This window comes from Pseudomonas sp. (genome assembly GCF_030683065.1).
Taxonomy (GTDB): domain Bacteria; phylum Pseudomonadota; class Gammaproteobacteria; order Pseudomonadales; family Pseudomonadaceae; genus Aquipseudomonas.
Map to the genome: position 1 here is coordinate 50,466 of NZ_JAUXMX010000062.1, position 24,326 is coordinate 74,791.

19 protein-coding genes are annotated in these 24,326 nt (G+C 63.7%); 10 read left to right on the plus strand and 9 right to left on the minus strand.

Annotated elements, in window-relative coordinates; genetic code table 11:
• The first annotated feature begins 389 nt into the window (after nucleotides 1–389).
• Together Q8K09_RS19590 and speA are read left to right on the plus strand one after the other, a co-directional pair.
• The gene (locus tag Q8K09_RS19590; protein WP_305256666.1) at nucleotides 390–761 is read left to right on the plus strand and encodes a translation initiation factor Sui1; all 372 of its coding nucleotides are present in this window, start codon (nucleotides 390–392) and stop codon (nucleotides 759–761) included.
• Between the two features lie 125 nt (nucleotides 762–886).
• Entirely contained in the window at nucleotides 887–2,800 is a 1,914-nt protein-coding gene (speA, locus tag Q8K09_RS19595; protein ID WP_305256667.1) for an arginine decarboxylase, read from the plus strand.
• A 144-nt stretch (nucleotides 2,801–2,944) separates the two neighbouring features.
• On the opposite strand, the gene Q8K09_RS19600 is transcribed toward speA, so the two are convergent.
• Nucleotides 2,945–4,306, minus strand: coding sequence for an MATE family efflux transporter (locus tag Q8K09_RS19600; protein WP_305256668.1), 1,362 nt, complete (start codon nucleotides 4,304–4,306; stop codon nucleotides 2,945–2,947).
• 181 nt (nucleotides 4,307–4,487) lie between these two features.
• On the opposite strand from Q8K09_RS19600, the gene Q8K09_RS19605 reads away from it, so the two are divergent.
• The 3 genes from Q8K09_RS19605 to Q8K09_RS19615 all read left to right on the plus strand — a co-directional run bounded on the left by Q8K09_RS19605 (nucleotide 4,488) and on the right by Q8K09_RS19615 (nucleotide 10,651).
• Complete coding sequence (locus Q8K09_RS19605; RefSeq protein WP_305256669.1) at nucleotides 4,488–4,952, plus strand: aminoacyl-tRNA deacylase; 465 nt, start codon at nucleotides 4,488–4,490, stop codon at nucleotides 4,950–4,952.
• A gap of 154 nt (nucleotides 4,953–5,106) precedes the next feature.
• The gene (locus Q8K09_RS19610) at nucleotides 5,107–10,011 is read left to right on the plus strand and encodes an alpha-2-macroglobulin (RefSeq protein WP_305256670.1); all 4,905 of its coding nucleotides are present in this window, start codon (nucleotides 5,107–5,109) and stop codon (nucleotides 10,009–10,011) included.
• A 187-nt stretch (nucleotides 10,012–10,198) separates the two neighbouring features.
• Nucleotides 10,199–10,651, plus strand: coding sequence for a transposase (locus tag Q8K09_RS19615; RefSeq protein WP_370869585.1), 453 nt, complete (start codon nucleotides 10,199–10,201; stop codon nucleotides 10,649–10,651).
• 80 nt (nucleotides 10,652–10,731) lie between these two features.
• On the opposite strand, the gene Q8K09_RS19620 is transcribed toward Q8K09_RS19615, so the two are convergent.
• The gene (locus Q8K09_RS19620) at nucleotides 10,732–11,025 is read right to left on the minus strand and encodes a hypothetical protein (protein WP_305256672.1); all 294 of its coding nucleotides are present in this window, start codon (nucleotides 11,023–11,025) and stop codon (nucleotides 10,732–10,734) included.
• A gap of 209 nt (nucleotides 11,026–11,234) precedes the next feature.
• On the opposite strand from Q8K09_RS19620, the gene pbpC reads away from it, so the two are divergent.
• From pbpC to Q8K09_RS19635, 3 genes are all read left to right on the plus strand, one after another.
• Nucleotides 11,235–13,550 carry a peptidoglycan glycosyltransferase PbpC gene (pbpC, locus tag Q8K09_RS19625; RefSeq protein WP_305256781.1) on the plus strand — a complete coding sequence of 772 codons (2,316 nt, stop codon included), beginning with the start codon at nucleotides 11,235–11,237 and terminating at the stop codon, nucleotides 13,548–13,550.
• 74 nt (nucleotides 13,551–13,624) lie between these two features.
• On the plus strand, nucleotides 13,625–15,445 hold the full coding sequence (locus Q8K09_RS19630) for a diguanylate cyclase (protein WP_305256673.1): 1,821 nt from the start codon (nucleotides 13,625–13,627) through the stop codon (nucleotides 15,443–15,445).
• 79 nt (nucleotides 15,446–15,524) lie between these two features.
• On the plus strand, nucleotides 15,525–15,674 hold the full coding sequence (locus tag Q8K09_RS19635; RefSeq protein ID WP_305256785.1) for a hypothetical protein: 150 nt from the start codon (nucleotides 15,525–15,527) through the stop codon (nucleotides 15,672–15,674).
• 21 nt (nucleotides 15,675–15,695) lie between these two features.
• On the opposite strand, the gene Q8K09_RS19640 is transcribed toward Q8K09_RS19635, so the two are convergent.
• From Q8K09_RS19640 to Q8K09_RS19650, 3 genes are all read right to left on the minus strand, one after another.
• Complete coding sequence (locus Q8K09_RS19640; protein ID WP_305256674.1) at nucleotides 15,696–16,817, minus strand: diguanylate cyclase; 1,122 nt, start codon at nucleotides 16,815–16,817, stop codon at nucleotides 15,696–15,698.
• A gap of 100 nt (nucleotides 16,818–16,917) precedes the next feature.
• Nucleotides 16,918–17,769 carry a universal stress protein gene (locus Q8K09_RS19645; protein WP_305256676.1) on the minus strand — a complete coding sequence of 284 codons (852 nt, stop codon included), beginning with the start codon at nucleotides 17,767–17,769 and terminating at the stop codon, nucleotides 16,918–16,920.
• Between the two features lie 12 nt (nucleotides 17,770–17,781).
• The gene (locus Q8K09_RS19650) at nucleotides 17,782–19,284 is read right to left on the minus strand and encodes a SulP family inorganic anion transporter (protein WP_305256677.1); all 1,503 of its coding nucleotides are present in this window, start codon (nucleotides 19,282–19,284) and stop codon (nucleotides 17,782–17,784) included.
• Between the two features lie 469 nt (nucleotides 19,285–19,753).
• Here Q8K09_RS19650 and Q8K09_RS19655 point away from each other — a divergent pair, with 469 nt between their 5' ends.
• Complete coding sequence (locus Q8K09_RS19655; RefSeq protein ID WP_305256678.1) at nucleotides 19,754–20,686, plus strand: SdiA-regulated domain-containing protein; 933 nt, start codon at nucleotides 19,754–19,756, stop codon at nucleotides 20,684–20,686.
• A gap of 74 nt (nucleotides 20,687–20,760) precedes the next feature.
• Here Q8K09_RS19655 and Q8K09_RS19660 read toward each other — a convergent pair whose 3' ends face one another.
• Complete coding sequence (locus Q8K09_RS19660; protein WP_305256679.1) at nucleotides 20,761–21,210, minus strand: DMT family transporter; 450 nt, start codon at nucleotides 21,208–21,210, stop codon at nucleotides 20,761–20,763.
• A 160-nt stretch (nucleotides 21,211–21,370) separates the two neighbouring features.
• Nucleotides 21,371–22,243, minus strand: a complete 873-nt coding sequence (locus tag Q8K09_RS19665; RefSeq protein WP_305256680.1) for an MBL fold metallo-hydrolase — start codon at nucleotides 22,241–22,243, stop codon at nucleotides 21,371–21,373.
• A 99-nt stretch (nucleotides 22,244–22,342) separates the two neighbouring features.
• Between Q8K09_RS19665 and Q8K09_RS19670 the strand changes: the two genes are divergently transcribed.
• Complete coding sequence (locus tag Q8K09_RS19670; protein WP_305256681.1) at nucleotides 22,343–23,242, plus strand: LysR family transcriptional regulator; 900 nt, start codon at nucleotides 22,343–22,345, stop codon at nucleotides 23,240–23,242.
• A gap of 7 nt (nucleotides 23,243–23,249) precedes the next feature.
• Here Q8K09_RS19670 and Q8K09_RS19675 read toward each other — a convergent pair whose 3' ends face one another.
• Both Q8K09_RS19675 and Q8K09_RS19680 read right to left on the minus strand, forming a co-directional pair.
• Nucleotides 23,250–23,738, minus strand: a complete 489-nt coding sequence (locus Q8K09_RS19675) for a GNAT family N-acetyltransferase (RefSeq protein WP_305256682.1) — start codon at nucleotides 23,736–23,738, stop codon at nucleotides 23,250–23,252.
• A gap of 8 nt (nucleotides 23,739–23,746) precedes the next feature.
• Nucleotides 23,747–24,310 carry a DUF4136 domain-containing protein gene (locus Q8K09_RS19680; RefSeq protein WP_305256683.1) on the minus strand — a complete coding sequence of 188 codons (564 nt, stop codon included), beginning with the start codon at nucleotides 24,308–24,310 and terminating at the stop codon, nucleotides 23,747–23,749.
• Between the last annotated feature and the right edge of the window lie 16 nt (nucleotides 24,311–24,326).

The window sequence follows — 24,326 nt, forward strand, 5'->3', positions numbered from 1 at the left end:
CGCGCGGGTTGCAAGTGCGGCGCACAGCGCACCCTGGCTGGCGTACAGCATTCCGAGCGTTGCCGTGCAAGATGCAGAACAGCGTCGCCAATCCACCGATTAATGGCGCATTTTGCCACTTAGCATCCAGGGGCTTTGCCGTTACACTGCGCCGCTTTCAAGCCCGAACCGTCCAGTTCGGGTGCGCTGCCCCTGCCAGAGTGGGGCCTCGCGGTCGATGCAGATCGGCCAGTCGCTATTCTGAGAGCTTGCAAAAAAACGCCCGTCTACCGCGACTGCCTCCAGGTACCTGCGGTTGGCGTAGCGCGCCTTGCAGGGAGCACCTGGAGATGCTCTCGCTACGGCGCTCGGTTTTTTTCACAAGCCCTGACCCAGATGAGGACAAGCCGGTGGTCAAGAAAGCTTCGTCATTTGCCGCGCTGAGCGGCTTGGTGTATTCCACCGACAGCGGTCGGCATTGTCCGCACTGCAGTCAGCCAGTGGATGCCTGCACCTGCAAAAGTACCTTGATCCCTGCCGGTGATGGCATTGCTCGCGTGCGCCGCGAAACCAAAGGCCGTGGCGGCAAGACGGTCACTACAGTCAGTGGCGTGCCGCTGGCCGAGGAGCCGTTGCGGGATCTGGTCGGCGCCCTGAAGAAGCGCTGCGGTTGTGGCGGTTCTTTAAAGGACGGGGTGATCGAGATTCAGGGCGATCACGTCGAACTATTGCTCGCAGAGTTGCTCAAACGCGGCTTCAAGGCCAAAAAATCAGGCGGCTAATCCTGCTATTTCTAAATTTACTCGGCACATGGCCAGTCCATTGCCGGGCAATTGTCATTTCCAGAGTTTAATCTGTATGGGCGCCGGTTGATCCGGCGCCTCAATCGCCAGTAAGGGAGACCTCGATGTCTGCACGACGCACACGCAAAGATGACGGCAGCCAGTGGACAGTAGCGGACAGTCGCAGCGTTTATGGCATTCGCCATTGGGGTGCGGGTTATTTCGCGATCAATGAGCAAGGCTGCGTCGAGGTGCGTCCGAACGGGCCCGAGAGTACCCCGATCGACCTGTTCAAACAGGTCGAAGAGCTGCGCCAGAGCGGCCTCAGCCTGCCGTTATTGGTGCGGTTTCCGGACATCCTGCAGGATCGCGTGCGCCAGTTGACAGGTGCTTTCGACGCCAACATCGCGCGCCTGGACTACCAGAGCCAGTACACCGCGCTCTACCCGATCAAGGTCAATCAGCAGGAAGCGGTGATCGAGAACATCATCGCCACCCAGAATGTCTCCATTGGCCTGGAAGCCGGCTCCAAGCCCGAGCTGCTGGCCGTGCTGGCCTTGGCACCGAAGGGCGGCACCATCGTCTGCAATGGCTACAAGGACCGCGAGTTCATCAAGCTGGCGCTGATGGGACAGAAGCTCGGCCACAACGTGTTCATCGTGATCGAGAAAGAATCCGAGGTGCAGTTGGTGATCGAGGAGGCGGCCGAACTCAATGTCGCTCCGCAGATCGGCTTGCGTGTGCGCCTGTCCTCACTGGCGTCCTCGAAGTGGGCCGACACCGGCGGTGAGAAATCCAAGTTCGGCCTGTCGGCGGCGCAGCTGTTGTCGGTGGTCGAGCGCTTCCGGGTTGCCGGGCTGGATCAGGGCATCCGTCTGCTGCACTTCCACATGGGTTCGCAGATCGCCAACCTAGCCGACTACCAGCACGGCTTCAAGGAAGCCATCCGCTATTACGGCGAGCTGCGTGGCCTGGGTCTGCCGGTCGATCATATTGATGTCGGCGGCGGCCTTGGGGTCGACTACGACGGCACTCACTCGCGCAACGCCAGCTCGATCAACTACGACATGGACGACTACGCCGGTGTGGTAGTTGGCATGTTGAAAGAGTTCTGCGATGCCCAGGAACTGCCGCACCCGCACATCTTCTCCGAGAGCGGCCGTGCGCTGACCGCGCACCACGCCATGCTGGTGGTGCAGGTCACCGATGTGGAGAAGCACAACGACCAGATCCCCAAGATCGAAGATGTCACCAGCCTGCCGGAAACCGTGCGTTACCTGATCGAGCTGCTCGGCCCGACCGATATCGAGATGGTCACCGAAACCTACTGGCGCGCCACCCACTACATGAGCGACGTGGCCAGCCAGTACGCCGATGGCAAGATCGGCCTGACCGACAAGGCCCTGGCCGAGCAGTGCTACTTCGCCGTATGCCGGCGCCTGTACAACTCGCTGAAGGCCCGTCAGCGTTCGCATCGCCAGGTGCTCGACGAACTCAACGACAAGTTGGCCGACAAGTACATCTGCAACTTCTCGGTGTTCCAGAGCCTGCCGGACACCTGGGCGATTGGCCAGGTGCTGCCGATTCTGCCGTTGCATCGCCTCGATGAAGAGCCGCTGCGCCGGGCCGTGCTGCAGGACCTGACCTGCGACTCCGACGGCAAGATCAAGCAGTACGTCGACGAGCAAAGCATCGAGACCAGCCTGCCGGTGCACGAAGTTCGCGAAGGTGAGGACTACCTGCTGGGGATCTTCCTGGTCGGCGCTTACCAGGAAATTCTCGGTGACATGCACAACCTGTTCGGTGATACCGACTCGGTAAACATCTACCAGAACAATGACGGCAGCGTTTACCACGCCGGGATCGAGACCCACGACACCATCGAGGACATGCTGCGTTATGTGCACCTGTCGCCGGAGGAGTTGATGACCCACTACCGCGACAAGGTCGCCAACGCCAAGATCAGCCCCCGCGAGCGCACCCAGTTCCTCGATGCCCTGCGCCTAGGCCTGACCCGCTCGTCCTACCTGTCGTCCTGAGGCGACTCCTGTCGTGTGTTGCCCGCGGCGCACCACACGGCAGCACGGCGAGTAGGGCAGCCGGGCTACGAATCTGCCCCACAGACCCCAGGGTGCGCCATGCGCACCCTAGGCGCTGATGCTTGGACCGCGCATGGACGGCGCTCAGTCGGCAGAACGTGCAGGCACAGCGCTGAACCAACGGTCATCGCGGGTCAGCTGGTACGCGTAGACCCCAAGACAAAGGCTGCGCAGCAGCATAAAGCAGAGAAAGGCCAGCCACAGGCCGTGATTGCCGAATGCTTGCAGCCACCAGGCCAGCGGCAGGCTCAACGCAACGGCCAGGAGCATGGCGTTGCGCATCTCCCGCGCCCGGGTGGCGCCGATGAACAGGCCGTCGAGCAGGTAACTCCACACCGCCAGCAATGGCAGCAGTGCCAGGTACGGCAGGTAGTCGAGGGCCAGGGTACGCACCGGGACGATATTGGTTTGCAGGCCGATGAACCAGTGCCCGCCGAACAGGAACAACAGGGCAAAGCCGAGGCTGGCCAGTAGCGACCAGCCGCCTGCGACGATCAGGCTGCGGCGCAAGGTCTGCCGATCACGAGCCCCGAGGGCGTGGCCGCACAGCGCTTCCACCGCGTGGGCGAGGCCATCGAGGGCGTGGGCAGTAAGCAACAAGCCGTTGAGCAACAAGGCATTGGCCGCCACCGTGGCATCGCCCAGGCGCGAACCTTGTACGGTAATCAGGAAAAACACCAACTGCAGGGCCAGGGTGCGGATAAAGATGTCGCGATTGACCGCCAGCAGCGGCCGCCAGTTCAGCCAGCGGCGCAGTGCCGGCCAGTCGATTTGCCCGGCATAACCGCTTAGCGCGCGGCGTGTCAGCCACAGGCCGAGCAGCGCGCCGCTCCATTCGGCGATTACCGAGGCCCAGGCCGCGCCGGCCACGCCCCAGTGCAGGCCGAGTACAAACAGCAAATCCAGCGCCACGTTGAGCAGGTTGGTGGTCAGCAGGATCGCCAGCGGCCCGCGGGCGTTCTGGGTGCCGAGCAGCCAGCCGATCAGGGCATAGGTGGCCAGCACCGCGGGCAGGCCGAGCAGGCGAATGTGCAAGTAGCTGCGGGCCAGCGCATCCAGCTCCGCCGAGGGTTGCATCAGGCTCAGCGCTGCGCCACTGAGCGGCAGCGCCAGCAGGATCAAGACCAACGCCAGCAGCCCGCCGAGCAGCAGGCCTTGCAGCAACACCTGGCGCAACGCGCCGCCATCTTCCCGGCCGGCGGCCTGGGCGGCGAAACCGGTGGTGCCCATGCGCAGGAAACCGACTGCCCAGGTCAGCAAGGTATACAGGCTGCCGCCAATCGCCACGGCCGCCAGTTGATGGGCGTGGGGCAGATGGCCGATCACGGCGCTGTCGACCAGCGCCACCAGCGGCACCGACAGGTTGGACAAGATCATCGGCGCAGCCAGGGCCCAGACCCGTTTGTGGGTGGGCGCGTGCTGCCAGGCGGCGAGCAGTGTGGTCATGGCGACTCCGAGCAAACGCCGATTATAGGCCCGCGGCAACTCTATAGTGCCTTTTCGACTAAGCCTGCCGCGCTATAGCAGCAAGGGTTTCTTGGCTTCGTCGTTGCGCATTACCAGGTTGACTAGACTTGCAGCAGGCAATCGGTAATGACCGTTAAGCAAGCGGTCGAGGAGGTGGCTCATGCATATGGCACAAACCTTGGAACGCAGCCTGCAGCGGGCGCACTGTCAGTTCAAACTGGTCGAACACGAGCCTTCGGCGACCAGCCTGGAGTCGGCGCGCAAGGCCGGGATTCCCGCGGCGCGCATGGCCAAGTCGGTGATTCTTGATGATCGTCGCGGGCATTACCTGATGGCGGTGTTGCCGGCCAATCGGCAATTGGATCTGAGCAAGGTACGCAAGGGCACACTGCGTTGGCAGCTCAGTGGCGAGCAAGCGCTGGTCCGTCTGTTCAAGGATTGTGAGCGCGGCGCCATACCGGCTGCGGGCGAGGTCTATGGCCTCGAGATGCTGATCGACCCGATGCTGGCGCGTCACCAGGACATCTACCTGGAAGCCGGAGATCACGAAAGCCTGGTGCACCTGTCGGTCGACGAGTTTTTCAGACTGGCGCCTCATGCCGAAGTTTGTGACCTCTGCGCCTGAGCGCGGGTGAAAAAAACGCTCGCCTACTACGGCGATAGTGAACCCATGTCCCGGTTGCCCGGTTGCCCGGTTGCCCGTGCGTCATGTGCAGTTTTGCCGTGCGGCTCGGCTATAGTAACTGGCTCCTGCACCTACCATTCTGTTGGAGCCTGCAATGCCGAACAAAGGACTGCTTCTGGCACTTGTCCTGAGCCTGCTCAGCGCCTGTGATTCCTCCACGCCCGAACCCGCCAACGTCAGTCCGAGCACCGCCGCGATCAATAGCGCTACGGCCACCTCGGACGCTGATCGCGCGGCGCTGCGTGAGCGTTATGCCGGACGCGCGCTGAGCGTGGTGGATGTTTCCGAAGTGCAGGTGGATGGCGCCAGTGCGCTGTCGGTGAGCTTTTCCGTGCCGCTTGCGCCCGAGCAGCAGTTCGCCGAACGCCTGCACCTGGTCGACACTAAAAGCGGCAAGGTCGACGGTGCCTGGGAGCTGAGCGACAACCTGATGGAGCTGCGCCTGCGTCACCTGCAACCCAAGCGCAAACTGGTGCTGACGGTGGATGCCGGGCTGCAGGCACTGACCGGCAAGCAACTGGCTGGCGAATATGTCAGCCGCCTGCAGACCCGCGATCTGCAGGCCAGTGTCGGCTTCGCCAGCCGTGGCTCGTTGCTGCCGACGCGCCTGGCCGAAGGTCTGCCGGTGATTGCGCTGAATGTAGACAAGGTCAACGTCGAGTTCTTTCGCATCAAGCCGCAGGCGCTGCCGCGCTTTCTCGAACAGTGGGGACGCAGCAGCAACCTCGACACCTGGGAGGCGCAACAGCTGTTACCGATGGCCGAGCTGGTCTACGGCGGCCGCTTCGACCTCGATCCGCCGCGCAACACGCGTGAGACGCTGCTGCTGCCGATTGCCGATTTGCCGCCGTTCAAGCAACCCGGGGTGTACCTGGCGGTGATGCGCGCGGCGGGCAGCTATAGCTACTCGCAGCCTGCCACCCTGTTCACCCTGAGCGATATTGGCCTGTCTGCTCGCCGCTACAGCAACCGCCTGGATGTCTTCACCCAGGCCCTGGCCGGTGGCGCGGCGCTGGCCGACGTCGAGCTGGAGTTGCTCGATGGCAAGGGCCAGTTGCTGGGCGAGGGTAAAACCGACAGCGCCGGGCATGCCGAACTGGTGCTGCCGGCCAAGGCCGAGGTGCTTTTGGCGCACCTGGGCGAGCAGACCAGCTTGCTGCGCCTGAACGGTCCGGCGCTGGACTTGGCCGAGTTCGACATCGCCGGCCCGCAGGCGCATCCGCTGCAATTTTTCGTGTTCGGCCCGCGTGACCTCTATCGTCCCGGCGAAACCGTGCTGCTCAACGGCCTGCTGCGCGATGCCGACGGCCGCGCGCTCAAGGCTCAGCCGGTGCATGTCGAGGTACGTCGGCCGGACGAGCAGGTCAGTCGCAAGTTCGTCTGGCAGGCAGATGCCTCCGGTCTCTACCAGTACCAGCTGCACTTGGCCGAGGAGGCGCCGACCGGGCGCTGGCAACTGCTCTTCGACCTCGGCGACGGTACGCCTCAGCTGTACGAATTCTCCGTCGAAGACTTCCTGCCCGAGCGTCTGGCGCTGGAGCTGAAGGGCAGCGATGCGCCGTTCAAACCGGGCGACAGCGCGCGTTTCGAGGTCAGTGGGCGCTATCTGTACGGCGCGCCGGCTGCCGGTAATCGCCTCAGTGGTCAGCTTTACGTGCGCCCGCTGCGTGAAGCGGTGGCCAGCTTGCCGGGTTACCAGTTCGGTTCGGTCACCGAGGAAGAATTGAGTCAGGACATCGAGCTGGATGAAACCAGCCTGGACCAGCAAGGCAAAACCAGCCTGAGTACCGACAGCCGCTGGCGTGAGGCCAAGTCGCCATTGAAGCTGATCCTGCAGGCCAGTTTGCAGGAGTCCGGCGGCCGGCCGATCACCCGCCGCCTGGTCCAGCCGGTGTGGCCGGCAGAGCGTTTGCCAGGGGTGCGCGGGCTGTTCGATGGCGAAGAAGTGGACGCCGACAGTCTGGCCGAGTTCGAAGTGCTGGTGGCCGATGCCGAGGGCAACAAGTTGGCAGCTGATCAGCTCAGCGTGCGCCTGATCCGTGAGCGCCGTGACTACTTCTGGAACTTCTCCGAAAGCGATGGCTGGAGCCACAACTACAGCGAGAAATTCCTCACCTCGGGCGAAGAAACCCTCAAGGTCGCCGCTGGCGGCACCGCCAAGATCAGCTTCCCGGTGGAGTGGGGCCCGTATCGGATTGAAGTGATCGACGCCCAGACCGGCCTGCTCAGTAGCCTGCGCTTCTGGGCCGGTTACCGCTGGCAGGACAACGCCGACGGCGGCGCGGTGCGCCCGGATCAGGTCAAGCTGGCGCTGGATAAACCGGCGTATGTCGATGGCGACACCGCTCAGGTCACCGTCACCCCGCCTGCTGCGGGCAAGGGCTACCTGATGGTGGAGTCCAGCGAAGGGCCGCTGTGGTGGCAAGAAGTGGAGGTGCCGGCCGAGGGCAAGACCTTCGCGATTCCGATTGCCAAGGATTGGGCGCGGCATGATCTGTATGTCAGCGCGCTGGTGATCCGTCCCGGCGAGCGCAAGAGCAATGCCACGCCTAAACGTGCGGTCGGCCTGCTCCATCTGCCGCTGCAGCGTGCACCGCGCAAGCTGGCACTGACCCTGACCGCAGCGGAAAAGCTGCGTCCCAATCAGCCGCTCACCGTCAAGGTACAGGCGCGCAACGCCGACGGCAGCATCCCGAAACAGGCGCAGGTGCTGGTGGCGGCGGTGGATGTCGGCATCCTCAATATCACTGACTACGCCACGCCCGATCCCTTCGCCAGCTTCTTCGGTCGCAAGGCCTACGGCGCCGATCAGCTGGATATCTACGGGCAGCTGATCGAAGCAGGCCAGGGGCGGGTCGCCAAACTGGCCTTCGGTGGCGATGCGGCGTTGGCGGGCGGTGGTAAACGCCCGGATACCAGCGTGCTGATCGTCGCCCTGCAGAGCCAGCCGTTGCAGCTCGATGAGCAGGGTGAGGGCGAAGTCAGCCTGGATATCCCCGATTTCAACGGCGAACTGCGCTTGATGGCGCAAGCCTGGAGCGACGAGCACTACGGCATGGGTGAAGGCAAGACGCTGGTTGCTGCGCCTCTTATTGCCGAGCTGTCGGCACCGCGCTTCCTTGCCGGTGGCGATGAAACCACCTTGGCCCTGGACCTGAGCAACCTGTCCGGTCAGGCCCAACAACTGCAGGTACAGGTCGCTGCCGAGGACCAGTTGAGCTTGATCGAGCCGGCTGCTGCAGCGACTACGTTCGCTTTGGCCGATGGCCAGCGCACTATCCTGCGCATTCCAGTGCGCGCCCTCGGCGGTTACGGTCAAGGCCGTTTCACCGTGACGGTGCACGGGCTGCAGCTGCCCGGTGAAGACCTGCCACCGCTGCATCGCGAGTGGACCCTGGGCGTGCGCCCAGCCTATCCGGCGCAGCTGCAACACTTCCGTGCGGTACTCAAGGATCAGCCCTGGAGCCTGCCTGCGGGCGTCCTGGAGGCCTTCGAGCCAGCCGGGCTGGAGGCGCGTCTGGCGATCTCCAGTCGGCCGCCGCTCAACCTCGGCGAACAGATCCGCGCGCTCAAGGCTTATCCCTACGGTTGTCTGGAGCAGACCACCAGCGGCCTGTACCCGTCGTTGTATGCCGATGCGGCGACCCTCAAGCGCCTGGGCCTGGAAGCCGAGCCGGATGAGCAACGCCGACGCGCCATCGAGTTGGGTATCGAGCGGCTGCTGAGCATGCAGCGGCATAACGGCAGTTTCGGCCTGTGGGGCGCCGACGGCGACGAGGAATACTGGCTGAGCGCTTACGTCAGCGACTTCCTGCTGCGTGCCCGCGAGCAGGGTTTCGGCGTGCCACCCGAGGCGTTGAAAAAGGCCAGCGAGCGGCTGCTGCGCTATGTGCAGGAGCGCAACCTGATCGAGGTCAACTACAGCGACAACGCCAACCACAGCCGCTTCGCCGTGCAGGCGTATGCCGCTTATGTGCTGGCGCGCAGCCAACAGGCACCGCTCGGCGCCTTGCGCAGCCTGTATGAGCGCCGCGCCGATGCACAGTCCGGCCTGCCGCTGGTGCACCTGGCCGTGGCCTTGCAGAAGATGGGCGACCAGCCGCGTGCCGACGATGCCCTGGCCGCTGGCCTGGCGCGCAGCCGCGAGCGCGACAACTGGTTGGCCGACTATGGCAGCCCGTTGCGCGACCAGGCGCTGATCCTGGCGTTGCTGGAGGAGCATGACCTGGCCGCCGGCCACCGCGAAGAGCGGCTGTTCGCCTTGGCCGATGAGGTTGCAGGCCAGCAGTGGCTGTCGACCCAGGAGCGCAATGCACTGTACCTGGCCGGGCGCAATCTGCTCGGCAAGCCGGAACCCGCCTGGCGCGCCGGTGTAAACAGCGGGGCGTTCGAGTTCGAACTGAGCAATAGCCAGTCGGCGCTCAAGCTGGACGGCAGCCAACTGGCCGCGCCGATGACCATCGGCAATCCCGGCAGCGAACCGTTGTATCAACAGCTGACTCTGTCCGGCTACCCGCTCAAGGCCCCGGCGGCAGGCGGCGAAAACCTGAGCATCTACCGCGAGTACCTCGGCATGGACGGCGAGCCGCTGGATCTGTCTGCCCTGAAAAGCGGCGAACTGGTGCTGGTGCATCTGGCCGTAACGGCCAGGCAGCGGGTGCCGGATGCCCTGGTCGTTGACCTGCTGCCCGCCGGTCTGGAACTGGAAAACCAGAACCTCGCGCAAAGCACCGCCAGCCTGCAAGACGCCGGCAGCGCGGTGCAGGAGTGGCAAAAGTCGATGCACGACGCCAGCATCAAGCATCAGGAGTTTCGCGGCGATCGTTATGTCGCGGCCCTGGACGTCAGCGGCTACGCCACCAGCCACCTGCTCTACCTGGCCCGCGCCGTCACCCCCGGCAGCTACCGCATACCGCCACCGCAGGTGGAATCTATGTACCGGCCGAACTGGCAGGCGTTGGGCGAAACGCCGGGGCGGTTGGAGGTCAAGGAACGTTGAGTCGGCTATAGCCCTCCCCGGATTTTATCCAGGCTACCAAAGCATGCGTTCATGCTCTCGTAGCCCGGATGCAATCCGGGGAAATCTTTCAGACACGGAGGTTTGCAACATGGTGCATTACCGCAGGGCAAGAACGCCCGGAGCCTGCTACTTCCTCACACTGACGTTGCAGGATCGCAGCAGTGACATGCTGGTTCGACATCACCACGAATTGGGCGAAGCCCTACGCCTCGCGTGTCGGCAAAAGCCCTGTCGTTTACCCGCCATCGTGTTACTACCGGACCACCTGCATCTGCTGATGACCCTACCCAAGGACGATGCCGATTTTTCCTCGCGTATCCGCCTGTTCAAGTCGACATTCGTGGCGGCGTTGCGAGCCCTGCCGGACAACACGGTCAGGCTTAACGGCAAAGGCGAAGCCAATCTTTGGCAGCGGCGCTTCTGGGAGCACCTGATTCGCGATGAGCGCGATTTCGCCGCCCATGTGGATTACATTCATATCAACCCGCTGACGCACGGCCTGGTCGAACGGGTACGAGACTGGCCACACTCCAGCTTTCATCGCCATGTGCAGCGTGGAGTATTGCCGGTGGATTGGGCTGGCGGTGCGGAAGAAGCGGTGATCCGGGCCGGGGAGTGAGATCGCTCCCCGGATTTCATCCGGGCTACAAAAGCGACCCGTAGTCCTGATGCAATCCGGGGAAATGCAAGTAGAGGTAGCTAACTGATCAGCCCGCCGAGTAGCCACAGGCCGAAGAACAGCCAGATCAAACCGGCGATGATCGAGCGGCGCAGAAAGGCACGCACGGCGGCGTAGAGCAGCAGTAGACCCATGACCAGCACGAGCATGCCGAGCAGTGACGGCGTAATGCCCAGCGCCTTGGACATACCATCGATAAAGCCGCCGAACGCATCGCCAAATAGGCGGAAGAACCCGCTCAGGCCTTCGACGATAAAGCGGATGACCGCGCCGAACGCCTGGCCGAGGGATTCAAAAAAACCTTCAACACTCATATTTTTTCTGTTCCAGTTCGTCTGGTGTAGTTGTTAGCGGACGCCAGTGTGCCAGTCATTTTGCGCTATCGCAGGGCTATTGGGCGTCAGACGGCGGCGCTGGGTTCCTGCCACGTGCGGGTTGCATGTGGGCGCGGGCGCTGGATTCACTATACAAGGAGTTTCGCGTGCTTAAGCTGACCGGCCGAGTCGCCGGACTATGGCCTGTACTGCGCCGCCCATGGCTGGCTGCGCCCCTGTGCCTGATGCTGGTGCTGCTAGCGGCCGATCGCCTGTTCCCGCTGCCGTTGCCGGAAGACGACATGGCGCGGGTGGTATTGGCTGAGGACGGCACGCCGCTGTGGCGTTTTGCCGATCATGACGGTGTGTGGCGCTACCCGATCAGCCCTGAAGAGGTTTCGCCCTATTACCTGGACGCGCTGCTGACCTACGAGGATCGCTGGTTTTACCAGCATCCCGGGGTCAATCCGTTGGCCCTGGGCCGCGCGGCCTGGCAAAACCTCAGGGGTGGGCGTGTGCTCTCCGGCGGCAGCACCCTGTCAATGCAGGTGGCGCGGCTGCTCGATCCGCATGCGCGCAGTTACGCCGGCAAGTTCAAGCAACTGTGGCGCACCGTGCAGTTGGAGTGGCATTTGTCCAAGGACGAGATTCTTGGCCTTTACCTCAATCGCGCGCCTTTCGGCGGCACCCTACAAGGCGTGGCCGCAGCCAGTTGGAGCTATCTGGGCAAGGCCCCGGCCAACCTGACCCGCGCCGAAGCGGCGTTGCTCGCAGTGCTGCCGCAGGCCCCCAGCCGCCTGCGTCCGGATCGTCATCCCGAGCGGGCCCAGGCAGCACGGGACAAGGTACTCAAGCGCCTGGACCGTTTCGCGGTGTGGCCGCATGCGGCGATCGCGGATGCCCTGGAGGAACCGGTGCTGCTGGCGCCGCGCCAGGAGCCGCGTTTGGCACCCTTGCTGGCGCGGCGACTGAACCGCCCCGGCAGCCCGCCGTTGATTCGCACCACTGTCGATGCCGCCTTGCAACGCCGCCTGGAGGACCTGCTGCTGGGCTGGCGCGCACGCCTGCCGGAGCGCACGTCGGCGGCGATTCTGGTGGTCGAACAGCCGAGCATGGCGGTGCGCGCTTACCTCGGCTCGGTGGATATCGGTGATGGCAAACGCTTCGGCCATGTCGACATGATCAGCGCTGTGCGTTCGCCCGGCTCGACCCTCAAGCCCTTCCTTTATGGCATGGCGCTGGACGCCGGGCTGATCCATTCCGAATCCTTGTTGCAAGACGTGCCGCGGCGTTACGGCGACTACCGTCCGGGCAACTTCGGCGCCGGTTTCAGTGGCGCGGTGTCAGCCAGCGAGGCCTTGGCCACGTCGCTCAACCTGCCAGCGGTGCAGTTGCTGGAAGCCTATGGGCCAAAGCGTTTCGCCGGCGAGCTGCGCAGCGTCGGGGTGCCGCTGGCCTTGCCGTCGTTGGCCGAGCCGAACCTGGCGCTGATTCTCGGCGGCGCCGGCAGCCGTCTGGAAGAGTTGGTTGGCGGCTACAGCGCCTTCGCCCGTGGCGGCAAGGCGGCGCGTCTGCGTTTCCAGCCGCAGGATGCACTGCTGGAGCGGCGCCTGTTGTCGCCCGGTGGCGCCTGGATCGTGCGGCGCATTCTCAGTGGCCAGGCGCGGCCGGACGGTGATCCGCGCGCACAGTTGGTGCAGCGGCCAAGCCTGGCCTGGAAAACCGGTACCAGCTATGGCTTTCGCGATGCCTGGGCGATCGGCGTGGCGCCGCGCCATGTCATCGGCATCTGGATCGGTCGCCCGGACGGCACCCCGGTGCCCGGTCAGTTCGGCCTGGCCTCGGCGGCGCCCTTGTTGCTGCAAGTGCACGACCTGCTGAGCAACCGCGACAGCCAGCGCGGCCTTGGCGTGCCGGCCGATCCACAACCGGCAGAGGTTGGCGTGGCGGCAATCTGCTGGCCGCTGGGTCAGCCATTGGCCAAGGCCGACCCCAACTGCCGGCGCCAGCGTTTCGCCTGGACCCTGGCCGGCACCACGCCACCGACCCTGCAGGCACTGGATCAGCCGTTGGGTTTGGGCCTGCAGGAACAACGTTGGCTCAACGCTGGCGGTCTGCGTGTCGCTGCCGGCTGCCCTGGCGCCCAACTGCAGAGCGTTGCCCTGTGGCCCGCGCAGCTGGAGCCCTGGCTGCCGCGTGCCGAGCGGCGCAGCGCGCGCTTGCCGGCCAGCGACCCGGCATGCCCGCCGCACGGGACCGCGCTGGTCGCGCCGCTGTCGATTGTCGGGGTGCGCCAGGGCGACCGCCTGCGCCGCCCGGCGGGCAGTACCGAGCCGCTGCGTCTGCGCCTTTCCGCACTCGGTGGCACGGGCCAGCACTGGTGGTTCGTCAATGGCCAGCCGTTGGGTCAGACTGCAGCCGAGGCCAGCTTCAACCATGCCTTTACCCGCAGCGGTCGTTACCAGCTCAGCGTGCTGGATCAGAGTGGCCAGACCGCACGCCTGGACTTCAGTGTGAGTGAGTAGGCGTGCTGAGCTATCTTCAAGCCCAAGAGGGTGGCACGATGCTACTAGAGAGACGTGGTGTAGGAGGGTTGGCCTTGCCGAATAAGTTCGCGATTGTTGGTCTTTTGGCCTTGCTGCGCTTGTTGGCTTGCATGCTGCTGCTGGTCAGCCCCGTGGCGGTTGCCGAGCCGCCGGTGCTGAGAGTTGCTGACCGTCTTGGTGCCATCGATTTGCAGCCCTACATCAGCTATCTGCGTGACCCGTCGGGCAGCCTGCAGGTCGAGCAGGTGCGCCAGCAGGTCGAGCAGTTTCGTCCGGCCAGTGAGCGCCGCGATCTGAATTTCGGCTATACCCATGATCATCTCTGGCTGAGCTTCGAGCTGGTCTCCACGGCAGACGAGGTTAGCGATTGGCTGATCGAGATGAGCTACGCCTCGCTTGACCAGGTCAGTCTCTACAGCATCGGTGCGGATGGGATACACATTCAGCACGCCGGCGACACCCTGGCCTATGGTGAGCGCAGCATCGGTCACCGCAATCCGCTGTTCGCCCTGCGTCTTGCCCCCGGGGAACAGCGCAGGCTGTTGATGCGTGTCCACTCCGAGGGCAGCCTGACCCTGGCTAGCCGGTTATGGCCGGCGGCGGACTTTCAGCAACACAGCCAAAAGGGCTATGTGTTGCTGGCGCTGTATTTCGGCGCCTTGCTGGCATTGGGCAGCTACAACCTGTTGCTGTTCGCGGTGCTGCGTGAGCGCTCATTTATTTTGTATGTGTGCTTTATCGCCAGCTTTGGGGTGGGCGTCCTGGCCATCAACGGCCTTGGTGCGCAATACCTGTGGCCCAATCTGGGTGAGCTGGGCAATCGGCTGCTGCCCCTAGGCCTGTGTCTATCGGCCACGCTCGGGGTGTTGTTTGCCCAAGCGTTTTTGTCTACTGCGCGGCGCACGCCGAGGCTCGATCGTTACCTGCGCGTGTGGGCGAGTCTGGCGGCGCTGGCGACCCTCGGCACGTTGCTGATCGAGGTGCAGCTGGCCCTGCAGTTGATGTCTATCGTTGGCCTGATCACCACTGTGGTGCTGTTGGTCAGCGGGTTGATTTGTGTGGCCAAGCGAGTGCCGGGGGCGCAGATATTCGTGCTGGCCTGGCTGGTGCTGCTGATCGGCGGCACCCTGTTGGCGCTGCGTAATTTCGGCATGATCCCGTCCAACTTCATCACCGTCAACGCCATGCAGATTGGCTCGGCCATTGAGATGTTGCTGCTCTCGCTGGGTCTGGCGGCGCGCTTCAATCAGCTCAAACGGTTGCAGGAAGAGGCGCAGAAACAGGCCCTGGCCGCCGCACTGCAGCAAGAAAAGGTGCTGGAGCAGCGGGTTGCCGAGCGCACTGAAGCGCTGGCCGACGCCAACGCCCGCCTGGCCGTGCAGGCCATGCAGGACCCGCTGACCGGGATGGCTAACCGAACCGCCCTGGCCAGCCATATGCAAAAGGCCATGTTGCGCACCCAGCGCCGCGGCGAGTTGCTGGCGCTGGTGTTGATCGATCTGGACGGCTTCAAGAATATCAATGACGAATGGGGGCATGCGGTCGGTGATCGGGTATTGATCGAGATTGCCACACGGTTACAGGCGTTTGCCCGCAGTAGCGACCTGGTCGCCCGGCTGGGTGGTGATGAGTTCATTCTGCTCACTGAAGGCATTCTTGAGCGGCAGGACGTTCTGCTGCTGGCGGAGCGGCTGTTGCATGTGATCAGTTTGCCTGTGGCGCTGGATAACCTGAGTGTCAGCGTTGGTGCGAGCATCGGCATCAGTTTCAGCGACGGTATCGAGCCGGATACCGAGACCCTGATGCGCCAGGCTGATCAGGCGATGTATCAGCGTAAACGCAGCGGTAAGCAGGGGGTGGTGCTGTATTCGTAGGTAGTGCTGTTGGCGCGTGGCCTGGTGCGGCCGATTCGCCGGGTCACCAGTGCGTTGGTGGAAATTGGTGGTGGCGGCGGTGACCGAGGAAATTAACCGCAACGTCCAGGGTATCGTCGACCTGGCCCATGCCACTGCCGGTGAGGTGCAAAGCTGTCGTGCGGACTGCCAGACCCTGAGTGAGCTGGCCGATGATCTGGCCAGGCAGATGGGCAGTTTTCGCGTGTAGGGCGGTTGCAGATTGGGGCTTTCAGGCCTGCACCAGGCAGTTGCGCCCTGCACCCTTGGCTTGATAAAGCGCAGCGTCGACGCGCTTGTAGAATGCTTCGGCGCTGTCGTCGCGCTGCGTGTCGAAGCAGCCGACGCCGAGGCTGGCGGTCAGTGGCAGGTCGCTGCCCTTTACGCTGAAGCCGTGTTGGGTCAGTTCCTGGCGAAAACTCTCGGCCAGCAGGCAGGCCTGCTCCAGGGTGGTGTTGGGCATCAGCACGCCGAACTCCTCGCCACCCAGGCGCAGCAGGGCATCGCTGTCGCGGCGGAATACCTGGCGCATGCGTTCGGCGAAGGCACTGAGGCAGGCGTCGCCGCAGGCATGGCCGTGTTGGTCGTTGACCCGCTTGAAGAAGTCGATATCCAGCAGTATCAGCGACATCGGACCATTCTGGTGCTGGGCGCTGGCGACCATCACCGAAAACAGGTTGTTGAACTGATAGCGATTGCCCAGTTGGGTCAGGCTGTCGGTGCGACTGAGTTGTTCCAGGCGTTGCTGTTGTTCCAGCAGCTCGAGCTCAAGCGCCAGGGTGTTTTGGTACTCGCGGTGGCTGCGCTTGAGTGCCAGGATCAGATAGCTCAGGTAGAAGGCCAGGGTGATCAGGGTCGCCTGCTGCTCGCGCCAATCCACGGCCAGTATGACCAGTCCGGGCAGGTAGAGCAGGAGCAGGGCGACGATGGCGCGGCCCTTGCGCATCGAAAAGTTGAAGGCCATCGCCGTGCTGAAGGCGATGGTGCTGAGGGTGGCGATCAGCCAGGAGCTGGTGAATGCCGGGTCGCTGAGGCTCCAGGCATGGGTCAGACCCCAGGCCAGCGCGGTCAGCAGGACCAATGCCCAATGGCGATCGAGCCAGCTGCGCAGCGTGTGGGGCGTCTCCTCTGCGGGCAGGCGATGAAGCAGGCGCAGCGCGAACATCAGGGCGAACAAGGCTGCCCCCGCGAGGCCCCAGGCCAGCAGCTCGGTCGGGCTGTCGCTGAACAGCCAGGTCAGTAACCACGCCAGCAGGTAATAGATGCCGCCCAGGCGGGTGCGGATTCGTGTGTCCTGGGCTTCGCGCCAGAGTACGAAGGTCTGGGGGTCACGGGGTACTTCAGAGTTGCTCATAGTGTGTAATCACAAAAACGGCTGGGCCCGACTATAGTGCGTCAGGCTCGCTGGGAGTACCACTTTGCCATCATCACGAGTTGGGCGACTCGTTCTGGCCCTAGCGCAGAATCAACAACGCGCTGTTGCTGGTGCGCAGCAGGGTGCTGGTGGTGCTGCCGACCAGGAACTGACGAATCCGTGAGTGGCCATAGGCGCCCATGGCCAGCAGGTCGATACCGTGCTCGGCCTGGTAGGCGTGGAGGGTTGGTTCGACCTCGCCAGCGCGGATCGCCAGGTGCACCTCGCTGGCCGAACCTTGTAGCACGCGTTCGGCGGACTTGAGTTGCTCCCAGGCGTCGCTGGTGTCGGCGCCGATCATCAGCAGGTGGCACGGCAGGCCCTTGAGCAGCGGGCTGGCAGCGATCATCTCGATGCTTTTGCGCGCGGTGGCGCTGCCGTCGTAGGCGAACATATAGCTCTGCGGCGCCTTGAACTCGCCGCAGCTGACCAGGATCGGCCGCTGCACGGTGCGGATTACGTTCTCCAGGTGGCTGCCGACCAGTTGACTGAGGTTGTCGCTGGTTGCGCCTTGGCGGCCGATCACCAGCAGGCGGATGTCCTGTTGCAGTTCGACCAGGCTTTCCACCAGGTCGCCATGCCGTTGGCGCAGTTGCGGGTTGGCTACGCCATCGGCGATGGCGCGGGCCTTGGCCGCTTCGAGCAGGTGATGACCCTGCTCCAGGGCCAGCTTGCTGCGTTTTTCGTCGAGCGCCGCCAGTTCTTCCAGCAGGTGTTCGCGGCTGCCCAGGCCGATGGTGCCGGACAAGTCGCTTGGCTGCGGGTACTGCACCTGATCCAGGACATGCAGGAAGCACAGCGCTGCGCCGAGGCGCTGGCTGGCCCAGGCGGCGTAGTCACAGACGCCGGTGGTGGAGGGCGAACCATCGATACAAGCCATTACGTGGGTCATGTTGTGCTCCTTTTAGTGGCCCATCAGTTGGTCGACGGCATCCGACCCAGCGGGGCCCGATTTGTCGTGCACGCCGAATCGGTCGACGATGGTGGCGCTGGCTTCGTTGAGGCCCAGCACTTCGACGTCGGTGCCTTCGCGGCGGAACTTGATTACCACCTTGTCCAGGGCGGCGACGGCGGTGATGTCCCAGAAGTGCGCGCGGGACAGATCAATAATCACCTTATCAACCGCCTCCTTGAAGTCAAAGGCAGCGACGAACTTGTCGGCGGAGCTGAAGAACACCTGGCCGACTACGTTGTAGCGGCGCTGGGTGCCGTCGTTGTCGGCCTCCGAGCTGATGTACATGAAGTGGCCGATCTTGTTGGCGAAGAACATCGCCGCCAGCAGCACGCCGACCAGCACGCCATAGGCCAGGTTGTGGGTGAACACCACCACCACCACGGTGGCGACCATCACGATGTTGGTCGACAGCGGGTGCTGCTTGAGGTTGCGCAGCGAGTCCCAGCTGAAGGTGCCGATCGAGACCATGATCATCACCGCGACCAGCGCGGCCATGGGGATCTGACTGACCCAGTCGCTGAGGAACACCACCATCAGCAGCAAGACCACGCCCGCAGTCAGGCATGACAGACGGCCGCGGCCGCCGGACTTCACGTTGATCACCGACTGGCCGATCATCGCGCAACCGGCCATGCCGCCGAGCAGGCCGGAGGCGATATTGGCCACGCCCTGGCCCTTGCATTCGCGGTTCTTGTCGCTGTTGGTGTCGGTCAGGTCATCAATGATGGTGGCGGTCATCATCGATTCCAGCAGGCCGACCACGGCCAGTGCAGCGGCGTAGGGGAAGATGATCGCCAGGGTTTCGAAGGTCAGCGGTACATCCGGCCAGAGGAAGATTGGCAGGGTGTCCGGCAGCTCGCCCATATCGCCGACGCTGCGAATATCCAGGCCGAAATACATGGCCACAGCGGTCATCGAGAGGATGCACACCAGCGGCGAGGGAATGATCTTGCCGACCTTCGGTACATAGGGGAGCAGGTAGATGATGCCCAGGCCGGCGGCAGTCATGGCGTAGACGTGCCAGCTGACATTGGTCAGCTCCGGCAGCTGGGCCATGAAGATCAGGATCGCCAGGGCATTGACGAAACCGGTGACCACCGAGCGTGAGACGAAGCGCATCAGCGAGCCGAGCTTGAGGTAGCCGGCGCCGATCTGCAGCAGCCCGGTGAGCAGGGTGGCGGCCAGCAGGTATTCCAGGCCGTGGTTTTTCACCAGGGTCACCATCAGCAGGGCCATGGCGCCCGTGGCGGCGGAGATCATGCCCGGGCGGCCGCCGACGAAGGCGATCACCACGGCGATGCAGAACGAGGCATAGAGACCGATCTTGGGGTCGACTCCGGCGATGATCGAGAAAGCAATGGCTTCCGGGATCAGCGCAAGCGCTACCACTATGCCAGCGAGCACGTCGCCGCGGATGTTGAAGAACCAGGTGTTTTTAAGGCTTTGCAGCATGGCGTATTCCCAAAGGGCTGTATTGCGCTGTCGCGCGCAAAGCGCACGGCGGACTGGGTGAATGGCAGGTTTACAAGTAAAGCAGGCGCATGACCGAACGGCGTTCGGCTGCACGCTGCACAAGGGTGCACAGCGGCGCGACTGGGTGGTCCGGCGAGGCTATGCAGAAGGGGCGTAACGCTAAGGCGGCTTAGGCAGCCAGTGCAATGGTTGGGCCAGTGTCATGACGACCTGTCTCTATCCATATAAGCAAAAGGGCGGGCACCTTAACATTTACAGGAGGCTTGCCGCACCTCGTAGCGTTGATCTGCGCGGGGCGGGGGAACTTGACCTGCGTTGCACGATCCCATCCTTCGCGCCAACTGGCGCTGGTTTCATCAGTTTTGCGCGCTCGCGTGCAGCGCTCCGCGGATTGCAACAATCGCGGGGCAGACTGCCTTTGCCCATCTGTATGCGAGAGTGACCAATCATGATGTCAATTGCCAAGGGGATGCTAGGACGGCTGCCCGTCTTGAGTCCATGGATATGGGCGCTGGTGTTGGTCCTGCTGACCCTGGCGTATCAAGTGCGCACCCTGCACCTGGATGACCGCTTGTACTTCTGGATCCAGACCTCCTGGCATGAAACCGAGTGGCAAGACCGCAGTATGTGGCTGCCGGAGTACCGGGTGCGAATCGACGCCAAGGTCGTGCCCGGGGTCAGCGACAACCTCTCCGGCTTGACCTATGACGAGCACCGCGACCAGCTCTGGGCTGTGGTCAACAACCCGGAAGAACTGCTCGCCCTGGGCACGGACGGCGAGGTGCTGGCGCGCTACCCGCTCAGCGGTTTCGAGGATGTAGAGGGCATCACCTACCTGGGTGACAACCTGTTGTTGCTGGCCGAGGAACGCCAGCATGCATTGGTCGTGGTCGAGGTGCCGGATCAGCCCGGCGCCTTGTTTCGCGAGGATTACCGGGCGCTGACCCTGGGTATCGAGTTGGGCGGTAATCAGGGTTTCGAGGGCGTTGGCTACGACCGTGCTGGCGACCGGCTGTTCGTGGTCAAGGAGCACTCACCGCGCAAGCTCTACGAAATCCGCGGGTTGAAGGCGAGCATTGAAGGCGACTTCAACCTCGAAGTCATCGACCGCGAGGCGTGGGTCGAGAATGTCTTCGCCACCGACCTGTCCTCGGTGCACTACGACGAACAGACCGGCCATCTGGCCTTGCTCAGCGATGAATCCAAGGTGCTGATGGAACTGGATGGCGAGGGCAAGCTGATCAGCTTCCGCTCATTGCTCGGTGGTTTCGCCGGCCTGCAAGACAGCGTGCCGCAGGGTGAAGGCATGACCCTGGACGACCGTGGCAACCTGTATCTGGTCAGCGAACCCAATCTGTTCTACAAATTCGAGCGCGACTGAGCATGCCCGCGACTGGCCCACGATGCCTGAGTCGCTAGGGGCTGCGGGGCCGCCTAGGCGGTGCGCGCGCACACCTAGCCGCGCCTGATCAACCAGATGCCTGCGACTATCAGCAGCAAGCCGCCAATCTTGCCGGGGCTGATAGGCGCTTCGCGAAAGCCGGCCCAGCCGAAGTGATCCAGGGTCAGGGCCATGCCCAGCTGGCCAGCGAGTACCAGCGCCATTAGCAGCAGGGCGCCGATACGCGGCCCGGCGAAGGCGGCGATGAAGATGAAGAAGGCGCCGAGCAGGCCGCCGCTCCAGTGCCACCAGGTCAGCCCCTTGAGGGCGCTGAGGCTGGGTGCTTCGCGCTGGACCAGCACCATTAGCAGCAGGGCCAGGCTGCCGACCAGAAAGGAGATCAAGGCGGCGCTGAGTGTGCTGGAAACGTGCTTGGCCAATTGGCCGTTGATCCCCGCTTGCAGCGGCAGGCAGGCGCCGGCGAGGAAGGGCAGGGCCATCAACCACCAGATCGGGGCAGGCATGGGGCATCTCCAGGGCAGCAAGGGCGGATGAGTATGCCGTAAAAGCTGTCCACCTCGTCAGCCTCAACAAGGCTAGATTGCCGCTTAGCGCATGCACAAAAGCCTGGGCTTTTGACCAAGGCCTTTTGCGTGTGATGCGCTGCTAATCAGCGGCTGTGGCTTACGGCCACTGCATTTCACCCTTGAGCACCTTGGCGCTCAGTTCCAGGCTGCTGGCGTCCAGCAGATCCGGGTACTTGGCTTTCATCGCTTCAATCAGCGCCTGGCTGTTCTTGGCTTTGGGCAGCGCGGCTTCCAGGTCATTGAGGTAGTTGCGGGTAAAGCGCAGGTCATCCAGGTTCAGCTTGGGCTGGCCCATAAAGTGGCCCGGCACCAGGGTTTTCGGCCCCAGCGCTTCCAGCTCATACAGAGACTTCAGCCAGGTCTGACGCGCTTGCGGCGTTTGTGCGTCGGCAATCCAGGGGTGGATGTTGGCGTAGGTCAGCACGCCGCCGACCACTGCCTTGATGCTCGGAATCCACAGGCTGGTGTGCTTGGGGTCATGGCCGATCAGTTGCAGGGTCTGGCCTTCCAGCGTCAGGTGGTCGCCTTGCAGCGCTTGCGGCACCAGGGTGCGGGCTGGCGCGGTGTCCTTGAGGATCGGGCCCCAGTAGGCCAGCTTTGGTTCACGGCTTTTCTCGATATAGGCGATGGTCTGCGGCGTGGCCAGGACCTTGGCGTTGGGGAAGGCGCGGGTCAGGGTGTCCAGGCCGAAGTAGAAATCCGGGTCGCCGTGGCTGATAAAGATGGTGGTGAGGTTTTTGCCGCTGGCTTGAATGCGCTCGACCAGCTCCTGGGCTTCGCGGGTGGAGAACTGCGCATCGACCAGAATGGCATCGCGCTCGCCGCTGATCAGCGTCGAGGTCACTGGGAAAATCGCCTTGTCGCCTGGGTTGTAGACGTCCAGGGCCAGCGGTTGGGCAATGACGGTGGTGGCAAGGGTAAGCAGGCTGGCGCTGGTGAGCAGGCTGCGCAAGTGGTTTAGGATCGACATGCTGATCTCCTGTTGAGTAAGTGAGGCGATCTTAGTTGCTTTAAATCGATCAAAAAGCCCCTTAATCTGCGCATGTTTGTTGCGCTGAATGGGCTAATAATGGATCGGCTAACGGCTACGCGAGTATTTGTCGAAGTGGTGGAGCGCGGCAGCCAGACTGCTGCGGCCGAAGCGCTGGAAATGTCGCGGGCGATGGTGTCGCGTTACCTCGGCGAGTTGGAAGCCTGGGTTGGTGCGCGCCTGCTGCACCGCACCACGCGCAAGCTGAGCCTGACCGGTGCGGGCGAGCAGTTGCTCGGCCAGTGCCGCGAGATGTTGGCCATGGCCGACGCCATGCAGAGCGTCAGCCGCACCGATGAGGCCGCGCCGCGTGGCACCTTGCGCATCGCTTGCAGCCAGTCGCTGGCCCAGGCCTGGCTGGTGCATGCGCTGGATGAGTTTATTCGCCTGTATCCGCAGGTCAGCGTCGATCTGTTGGTGGGCAGCCAGGCGGTCAATCTGGTGGAGGCACGTATCGACCTGGCCCTGCGCATTACCAATCAGCTCGACCCCAACCTGATCGCCCGGCAGCTGGTGGTGTGTCGCTCGGTGGTGTGCGCCACTCCTGCGTATCTGGCCAAGCACGGCACGCCACTGCGGCCCGAGGACCTGGCGCAGCACAATTGCCTGAGTTACGCCTATTTCGGCCGCAGCATCTGGGAGTTCAGCCGCGCCGGTGAGCCGCATGCCGTGGCGGTGAGCGGCAACCTCAGTGCCAATGAATCCATGGTGTTGCTGGAGGCCGTGTTGGCCGATATCGGCATCAGCCTGCAGCCGCGTTATTCGGTCAGCGCGCATCTGCGTGCCGGGGCGCTGGTGCAGCTGTTACCGGACTACGAACCGCAGCAGTTGGGCATCTACGCCCTGTACGGCACGCGCCGGCAGATGCCACCGGCGCTGCGGGCGTTGCTGGATTTTCTGATCGAGCGGCTGGCGGATGCGCCGGATTGGGATATGTAGCTGGGGTTCAGAACGGTTTGCTGAACTGGATCAACGCCACGCGCTGTCCCTGTGGGTCACGCCGTTCGACCACTCCACTGAGTGCATAGCCAAGCTTGGGGTAGAGCAGCAGGCCGGCGCTGTTGGCGTTGAAGCACGACACCTGCATGCGTTTGGCGTGGTAATGCTCGCGCGCCAGCTGCTCCATCACCGCCACCAGATAATGCGCCACGCCATGGCCACGGGCCCAGGGTGCGACCATCAGGTTGCCCAGGGCGCAGTGGTCGTCGTAATGCCACTGATAGAAGTTGGCAAAGCCGGCGACCCGGCCATCGAGCAGCACCACGGTGCTGTCGCGGCGCTCGGCCATGGCGGCGGCCAGTTGATCGGCGCTCAACGGCCACTCGGCCTTCGGGTAGGCGAAGAACAGCTCTTGCGCATTCTGTGGGAATGCGGCGACGGCGCTCAGGTCGGCGACCATCGCCGGGCGATGGGTTAATGCGGGTGATGGTTTCATGGTGCGTCCTAGCGGGGTGGGTATTGGCTGAGTACCTTGGCCACCGCCTCACGAATTGCCGCGCTGCGCTCGGCAGGACCTGGTTGGTTGCTGCGCAGGGTTTGCGCGGCGCTACCGCGCCAGACCAACTTGCCGTCCTTGCTGTCGAACAGGTCGATTTGCAGGGTGCCGACCTGATAATCCACCGTGCGCGTTTCGACGTAGGTCGGGCCACCCCAGAAACCGCCGCCCCACGGGTTGCCCCAGGCGCCGCCAGCATGGGTGCTGACCTGCTGCTGGCGGTTATCGACGATTAACCAGGCCTGCACCTTGAGGTCGCTGGTCTTTCCCGCAGGCGCCAGGCGTAGGCCGCGCTGGTCGAGTTGCTCGGCGACTGCGCTGCGGATGCGTTGCTCGGTCAGGTCGCTGTTGATTCGCGGGTCGTCGGGTTTGTAGCGCAGGGCCGGCTCCTGCCAGCTCCAACTGCGGTAGGCGGCGAAGTCGCGGCCAGGGTCGAAGTCCCGATTGAGCTGGGTGGTTTGGCAGGCGCCGAGCAACAGCAGGGCGGGGATCAGCAGCAGGTGCAAACGCATGGTAGAACCTCCTGGG